The sequence below is a fragment of the Paenisporosarcina sp. P5_A11 genome (genome assembly GCF_056400705.1).
In genome coordinates this window covers 1-7,339 of sequence record NZ_JBFUKT010000162.1, presented here as the reverse complement: position 1 = coordinate 7,339, position 7,339 = coordinate 1, and the positions used below count along the sequence as shown (strand labels likewise).

9 protein-coding genes and 1 tRNA gene are annotated in these 7,339 nt (G+C 36.6%); 9 read left to right on the top strand and 1 reads right to left on the bottom strand.

From position 1 onward, the window contains the following. From AC1DOS_RS16190 to AC1DOS_RS16160, 7 genes are all read left to right on the top strand, one after another. The coding region (locus AC1DOS_RS16190; protein WP_477538330.1) for a MarR family winged helix-turn-helix transcriptional regulator at window positions 1–358 on the top strand (358 nt) is incomplete at its 5' end. A 10-nt stretch (window positions 359–368) separates the two neighbouring features. Beyond that, window positions 369–1,166, top strand: coding sequence for a glutamate racemase (racE, locus tag AC1DOS_RS16185; protein WP_477538329.1), 798 nt, complete (start codon window positions 369–371; stop codon window positions 1,164–1,166). 102 nt (window positions 1,167–1,268) lie between these two features. Next, on the top strand, window positions 1,269–2,027 hold the full coding sequence (gene rph, locus AC1DOS_RS16180) for a ribonuclease PH (protein WP_477538328.1): 759 nt from the start codon (window positions 1,269–1,271) through the stop codon (window positions 2,025–2,027). Then, window positions 2,024–2,620 carry an XTP/dITP diphosphatase gene (locus tag AC1DOS_RS16175; protein WP_477538327.1) on the top strand — a complete coding sequence of 199 codons (597 nt, stop codon included), beginning with the start codon at window positions 2,024–2,026 and terminating at the stop codon, window positions 2,618–2,620. Before rph ends, AC1DOS_RS16175 begins: the two co-directional genes overlap by 4 nt. Window positions 2,621–2,632: 12 nt before the next feature. Further along, window positions 2,633–3,142, top strand: coding sequence for a metallophosphoesterase family protein (locus AC1DOS_RS16170; RefSeq protein ID WP_477538326.1), 510 nt, complete (start codon window positions 2,633–2,635; stop codon window positions 3,140–3,142). Window positions 3,143–3,214: 72 nt separating this feature from the next. Next, window positions 3,215–3,288, top strand: a tRNA-Arg gene (locus tag AC1DOS_RS16165). Between the two features lie 167 nt (window positions 3,289–3,455). Continuing rightward, entirely contained in the window at window positions 3,456–4,430 is a 975-nt protein-coding gene (locus AC1DOS_RS16160) for a tyrosine-type recombinase/integrase (protein WP_477538325.1), read from the top strand. Between the two features lie 1,274 nt (window positions 4,431–5,704). Here the strand turns inward: AC1DOS_RS16160 and AC1DOS_RS16155 are convergent. Further along, window positions 5,705–5,857, bottom strand: a complete 153-nt coding sequence (locus AC1DOS_RS16155) for a hypothetical protein (protein ID WP_477538324.1) — start codon at window positions 5,855–5,857, stop codon at window positions 5,705–5,707. On the opposite strand from AC1DOS_RS16155, the gene AC1DOS_RS16150 reads away from it, so the two are divergent. Further along, a complete protein-coding gene (locus AC1DOS_RS16150; RefSeq protein WP_477538323.1) occupies window positions 5,844–6,545 on the top strand; it encodes an SHOCT domain-containing protein in 702 nt (233 codons plus the stop codon). The two genes, AC1DOS_RS16155 and AC1DOS_RS16150, sit on opposite strands and share 14 nt — an antisense overlap. Window positions 6,546–6,789: 244 nt before the next feature. Further along, a complete protein-coding gene (locus AC1DOS_RS16145; protein WP_477538322.1) occupies window positions 6,790–6,942 on the top strand; it encodes an S-layer homology domain-containing protein in 153 nt (50 codons plus the stop codon). The last annotated feature ends 397 nt before the right edge of the window (window positions 6,943–7,339 follow it).

Here is a 7,339-nt window from a genome sequence, read left to right as displayed (position 1 = left end):
TAAAATTTTAAGCAATTATACAGTAACACCACCTCAATTTATTGCACTGCAATGGCTGTTTGAACATGGTGATATGACGATTGGTGATCTTTCAACCAAAATGTATTTAGCATTCAGTACGACAACTGATTTAGTAGATCGTATGGAAAAAAATCAACTTGTTATGCGTGTTCGTGATGAACAAGATCGACGTGTAGTTCGCATTCATCTATTAAAAGAAGGCGAACGTGTTATTGAAGAAGTGATTGAAAAACGTCAAAATTATTTGCAAGACATTTTGTCTGATTTTGATGCGCCAGAAGTACAACAATTATCGATGTTATTACAAAAACTTCATGTAGAAATGAAAGAGGATTGAGGCGAGTCTCGTGAATGCACCTATCGGCGTGATCGATTCGGGTGTTGGCGGCTTAACAGTTGTCAAAGAACTCATGCGACGGTTGCCCAATGAGCAATTTCTCTACATTGGAGATACAGCGAGATGTCCATATGGCCCGCGTTCAGCAAGTGAAGTGCGGAAATTTACTTGGCAGATGGCAGAAGAATTAAAGGCTCATTCTATAAAAATGCTCGTTGTGGCATGTAATACTGCTACAGCAGTCGCACTCGAATCATTACAAAAAAAATGCCCGTTCCCAGTTGTAGGTGTTATTTTTCCGGGGGCGAGAGCAGCTATAAAATCAACAAAACGGTCAGAAGTATGCATATTAGGCACGTCAGGCACGATTCAAAGTGGAGCTTACGAGCAAGCTTTGAAATCATTATCATCGTCGTGTCATATCGTACCGCTAGCGTGTCCTTCATTTGTTCCGCTTGTTGAAAGTGGCGAATATGAAGGTGACTTTGCAAAAGATTTAGTTAACAAAACACTCGAACCATTGCTTAAAGAATCTTTTGATACGTTAATTTTAGGGTGTACGCATTACCCGTTATTACAAAATCATATAGAACAAGCGGTTGGTCCGGATGTTACGGTTTTATCGTCTGCTGAAGAAACGGCTGATGATGTTGAAGAGATTCTAAACTATTTTAATCTGCAAAGGAAAGATGAGAATACGAACTCTCACATTTTCTTCACAACTGGTTCTATTCCCATGTTTAAAACCACAATTAGCAAATGGCTTGAAATATCGAATCCAATGATTGAACAAATATCGTTTAAATAAAACCCGGAATTCCTTGAAAAAGGAATCTTCGGGTTTTGATTCGTTTGCAGAAAATGTGATACGATAAGTGCGCGAACGTATACGAGGAGGCAATTAATATATATGAGACATGATGGAAGAAATATAAAAGAACTAAGACCAGTAACAATTGAGAAGGATTACTTGGTACACCCAGAAGGTTCTGTGTTGATAACAGTCGGGCAAACAAAAGTAATTTGTACGGCAACAATCGAAGAACGTGTACCACATTTCTTACGCGGGCAAGGTAAAGGATGGATTACAGCAGAGTATTCTATGTTACCTCGAGCAACTGGTTCTCGAACACAACGTGAAGCATCAAAAGGCAAAATTGGTGGACGTACGATGGAAATCCAACGCCTTATTGGACGAGCATTGCGAGCAGTAGTAAATTTAGAAGCTTTGGGCGAACGCACATTGTGGATTGATTGTGATGTCATCCAAGCAGATGGAGGTACACGCACCGCTTCGATTACAGGCGCGTTTGTTGCTATGACTATGGCTATAGCAAAATTGCAAGATGAAAAACAACTGCCGATTTTCCCTGTCACTGATTTCTTAGCTGCTACGAGCGTAGGTATTGATGAGCATCTAGGTGCTATCTTGGATTTAAACTACGTAGAAGATTCATCTGCTAACGTGGATATGAATATTATTCAAACAGGTTCTGGCCAATTTGTTGAATTACAAGGTACTGGTGAAGAAGCTACGTTTACAAGAAAACAATTAAACGAACTCCTTGATCTAGGTGATGAAGGAATTCAACAACTAGTGTCGATTCAAAAAGAAGTGCTCGGCGAAATTGCTGAAAGAATCAGTGGAAATTCAGGTGCATTATCATGAAACAAGTAATTATCGCAACTAAGAATAAAGGCAAAGCAAAAGACTTTGAAGCCATTTTCAATCCATACGGTTTTGAAGTTTTGACACTTCATGATGTGGCGCAAGATATGGACGTTGAAGAAACAGGGACGACGTTTGCAGAAAATGCGATTTTAAAAGCGGAGGCGCTTGCAGAACGCTTACAAACATTTGTCATTGCAGATGATAGCGGTCTTGAAATCGACGCCTTAGACGGCGCGCCAGGGGTCTATTCTGCAAGGTATGCAGGATTGGATAAAAGTGATGAAGCCAATATAGAAAAAGTGTTGACCGAACTTGCACATGTAGATGACAATAAACGTACAGCTCGTTTCTGTTGTGCCATTGCTTTAGCTGGACCAGACATGGAAACTAAAACTGCCTTTGGTACATGCGAAGGTGTCATTGCACATGATCGAAAAGGAATAAATGGCTTTGGCTACGATCCAATTTTCTATGTACCAGCTCTAGGGAAAATGATGGCGGAGTTACAACCTAAAGAAAAAGCGGCTATTTCTCATCGTGGAAACGCGATTAAGAAAATCGAAGAAGAATTACCAAACTTGTTGAGATAAGGTGGCGAGTGGATGCGTATTGTAGTGATGAGTGACACACATGGAGAAACGGATTCAATTGATCAAGTCAGGCATGCAGTAAGTACTGTAGATGCTGTCTTTCATTGCGGAGACAGTGAACTCGACAAACAACATGAATCGCTACAAGATGCTTTCGTCGTCGGTGGCAATTGTGACTGGGATTCATCTTTTCCTGCTGAAGTTTTCACCGAAGTTAACGGAGTAAAAGTTTTAATGACACACGGTCACTTATGGCAAGTGAAATCCACCATGATGCCACTTAGTTACCGAGCCCAAGAAGTCGGAGCCGATATGGTTCTCTTCGGGCATTCTCATTTATTAGGGGCAGAACTAATAGATGGTATTCTTTTCGTCAATCCAGGCAGCTTGGAATTGCCAAGAGGACGCAAAGAAAAAAGCTATGCAATCATTGAAAAGTTATCTGCAAAGTGGGTTGTAACGTTCTTTTCAAATGAGCATAAAGAACTCGAACAAAAAAAGTTTTCGTTTACTGAAAAATAACGTTGACATTAGGTGGTATCATTCCTATAATAAGTATTGTCCTTCATTTCTGAAACGAACTGAATTTCACAAGTCTCAGTAGCTCAGCTGGATAGAGCAACGCCCTTCTAAGGCGTCGGTCGGGGGTTCGAATCCCTCCTGGGACGTAATTAAAAAGGCGATGAATCCTTGGTAAATAAGGGTTTGTAGATGAATGGGGATTAGGTCGGGGCTTCGGTCCAAGCGACTTAATCCCTTTTTTTATCCCTATCATTTTATGTAAAATGTGATACGAAACTATCTTCCAATTCAATTGAATGGAGGATTTTTTGTTATGACAAAGAAAACAGGATTGTTTGACGTGAATATTGATTTAGATAGTATTATGATAATTCACGAGCAAACGGTTACACAGAGGGTTCATTCAAGAACGATTGATGAGGCATCGGTAATCATTATTCAGCAGATGGCTACGAGTGGCTATAGACACCGTACAATCAAAGATTATGAAACCATTATTAGGAGCTTCAAAAAGGTTCAAGATGTTCAGTTTCTGTCGGATATTACGCTTAATACAATCTATGGATGGCTTGAACAAATGTCCGTGTCGAACCAAACAAAACTGACTAGACTTAAGGCATTAAAATCATTTTTAAGCAAGTGTTTCAATAATGGGTGGTATGAGTCAAAGTTTTGGCAAGTGGTAACGGTAAAGGTAGATAAGAAGGTTAAAAAGGGAGCAGATGAGAAGGATATTCAAATCTTATTGTCACTGTTAGATTTAAATACGTTCATAGGCTTACGTGATGCAGTGGCAATACTTACAATGTACAAAACAGGCATTAGAATCAATACCTTAGGACAACTAGAGGAGAAGCATATTGATTTCAATAACATGGTTATTAACATTGATGGTGCTATTCTAAAAAATCATCAGTTATTAAAATTGCCACTCGATAATCAATTACTTAAGTTGCTAAAAATATTAATTCAGCAAAATCAAAAGATACGAAGTCACTATAATGAGCAGAATAAACATGTCTTCATTTCAACAAAAGGAACATCGTTACATACAAAATCAACAAATAACGCAATCTCAAAGCAACTGACAAAGTATAGTAAACGATTCGGCTTAACAAACATCAATGCACATGCGCTTAGAAGGGCTTATGCGAAGAATTTGTTGAACAAGGGGGCAAATATCGCTCTCATTTCCAAAGCGTTGGGACACTCAAATTTGGAGGTTACAACACAGTATTTGGACTTGGATGTAGAAGAGGTAGTAGTGAGTTTGAGAGATTTTTTATAAAAGAAACAGCACGTTATGCATGTAATCAACTTGGTCTTCCGTTAATATCAAGGTTAATGTCATTAATGTCAATGAAGTACCGCATATTAACCGAGTTCGTATGATATTACGAGCAAGCCACTAGCAACAATCGAGTGGGAATAACTTAGTTATTTTAAATCATTAAAGTGTCTTGGAAACCTACCCGTATCAAGGTTTGTTGAGGGTTTGACTTAAGGTGAGACTCTCTTACCTGTACTATTGGTTTTATTAATACTCTCTTTTATTTGTGTTACTTGACAAGTAGAAGGGAGTTTCTTAATGACTAAAATTGTTGAGATAATGGATGATTTTCAATTTGAATCAAAAAATTGAAGGTAGAAAAATAATTGCAAAGAGGTTTGAATTTGGTTCGCTTTTTTTATCTAATGATGAAAATAAGAAGTAAAGTTGAGCGTATCAGCCATAATGGTTGGTACTTTTTTTTATATAATTGCAGCCAATATTAATAAGAACACCTACTTCTTGGTATCAGCTATCAAGTTGATACGTCTTTTTATCTGAACCTATTCCAACAACACCAAGACTAGAACAAGTGCAAGAAGATACTAAAGAAAGCAGAGGAATAGGTAACGGTAATAATTGTAGACATTTCGATGTTAACGTTAAAATAATATGGGATGAAGAAGAGCATGATTGTGGAGATTTCACTAATGACGTTTATGCTTCCGCAGGAAGCAATGGGGTGCACATGGACACTACATTACGCTTCAATAGAGATACTTATTCGTTTATCGCATATTTAACAAAGTTGATTGCGAAGGGGTTTTACCACCAGAACTAGGTGTTGAAGAGAATATTTGGCCAATCCCTTTTAAACTTCAAGAAAGTCTAAATGCAAAAGGAAAGAAGTCAGATTAACTTTAAGCTATGTAGAAAGTAGAGCATATTAAGCATAATGATAAAAACCGCACTAGATATAATTACAGTGTGGTTTTTATTGTTACACTAAAAAACAGTTTGAAATGATGCGCTTAGTATAAAGGAGGAAAAGAAGATATAAACTATTATTAGTAATAAAATATTTAGATAGTAATTCAATCAATATATAATTAAACTAAAGAAGTATTTATCCGAAAATTTCGAAAGGGAGTTTTCAAACTGAATAATTCAGAATCAAATAATTCATTAGAAGTAATAATAACGCATGCATTAAAAGTACCAGGAGTTAAGGTTAATCGTAATGAATTTTTATCTAATGCCTTAGTCGACTATGTAGGTTATGATGATCTTGGTCAGATATTGGAAAAAGGGCCCATTGAAGCGGGAGTCGATATTGATACTTTAAATAAAGTAGCTAAATCATTGATAGAGAAACGTACTCTCCAAAGTACTGGTGTATCGTTTGCTGCTGGATTGCCAGGTGGATTTGCAATGGCAGCTACCATTCCTGCCGATACTCTTCAATTCTACGGTGTTTCTTTGCGTTTAGCCCAAGAATTGGCATATTTATTTGGTTACAAAGATTTGTGGGAAGATGGAAAAGTAGATGGTGAAAGAGTTCGTGGAGAATTAACCCTATTTCTAGGAGTGATGTTTGGTGTCGGCGGTACCGCTTCTGCTTTAAAAGTTTTGTCATCAAAGGTTGCACAACAGGTGTTAAAAAAATTACCTCAAAAAGCACTAATGAAAACAATCTATTACCCAATAATCAAAAAAGTAGCTGCTACGATTGGAATAAAAATAACAAAGAAGACCTTTGCTCAAGGAATTTCAAAAGTGATTCCTCTAGTAGGTGGTATTATATCTGGTGGCTTGACCTATGCGTCAATGAAACCAATGGGAACACGTTTAAGAAATACATTATTTGAATCAGTTAATAACTACTCTAAAGATGACTTCAATAAAGATTTCCAGAAAATGAAAAATGAGATGCCTGATATAATAGACGTTGATTTTACTGATCTTGAAGATGAGATTTTAAAGAACGTGGATGTTGAAGTCAAAAATATGGAATTTAGTGTTGCTGATGAAATACTTAAGTACAAGCAATTGTTAGATATGGGTGTACTTACAAAAGAAGAGTTCGATTTGAAAAAAGATGAATTATTATATAGCAATACATCAAGTATTTAACCATAAGTTGCATTATTTATTCAATATTACTTAAGTTGATTAGCAAAAGATGTTGTTTTATTATCGTAAAGACAGCTTGGATTTATCTCAAGCTGTCTTTTTTAGTATATAAAATCCTCGTAATGTTAGAGTAACATGGCGATTGATATTGGACTCTAAGATTGATTAATTTTAATGCGAAACGACGTATTCTTTTTTCTTTATTGACATTAACGACCAAATTCCGGATGGACTAGATTGGGGAGTGATTAAAGTTGTAGGAATTGCAAGTGGTTATACTGATAATAATTACAGACCAAACGAGGAATTAACAAGAGGTCAATTTTCAGCATTTTTAGCAAGAGTTCTTAATCCAGAGTTTATTAAAAATAAAAAATGGATAGCAGGCAATGTTTAAATATTATTAGTTGAAAATGAGAGTAGCACAATTCCTACTCTTTTTTTTATTTGGACAATAAAACATTGATTTAATGTACTGCTCCCGCTTTCAATGGTCACAGAATGGTTTTATTAATAGCTAAAGTGTTCCTGAAGCCGTCTTAATTGAATAAACCAGTATTTGAACATTTTATAAAACCCACTACAGGACAACTAGAGAATAAATGGGAGGGATGGATTCAGATACAAAACACCCTATCATGGAAGATACTGATATACCTCCCTTGGACACCCAATTTAGGGTAGTTTTACGAGCCGAGTATTATACATTTAATCAATTAGTTGTAAAACGGTTGAAAAAACAAACGGTTACATAAACATCCTTTAAAATTCTCTAGAGCCACAAGGGTTGTAGT

Bases quoted from the DNA above. Each gene is read 5' to 3' on its own strand.
- AC1DOS_RS16150 (WP_477538323.1), top strand. From the start codon at position 5,844: ATGGCAGCTACCATTCCTGCCGATACTCTTCAATTCTACGGTGTTTCT.
- AC1DOS_RS16175 (WP_477538327.1), top strand. From the start codon at position 2,024: ATGAAACAAGTAATTATCGCAACTAAGAATAAAGGCAAAGCAAAAGAC.
- rph (WP_477538328.1), top strand. From the start codon at position 1,269: ATGAGACATGATGGAAGAAATATAAAAGAACTAAGACCAGTAACAATT.
- AC1DOS_RS16170 (WP_477538326.1), top strand. From the start codon at position 2,633: ATGCGTATTGTAGTGATGAGTGACACACATGGAGAAACGGATTCAATT.
- AC1DOS_RS16160 (WP_477538325.1), top strand. From the start codon at position 3,456: ATGACAAAGAAAACAGGATTGTTTGACGTGAATATTGATTTAGATAGT.
- AC1DOS_RS16155 (WP_477538324.1), bottom strand. From the start codon at position 5,857: ATGGTAGCTGCCATTGCAAATCCACCTGGCAATCCAGCAGCAAACGAT.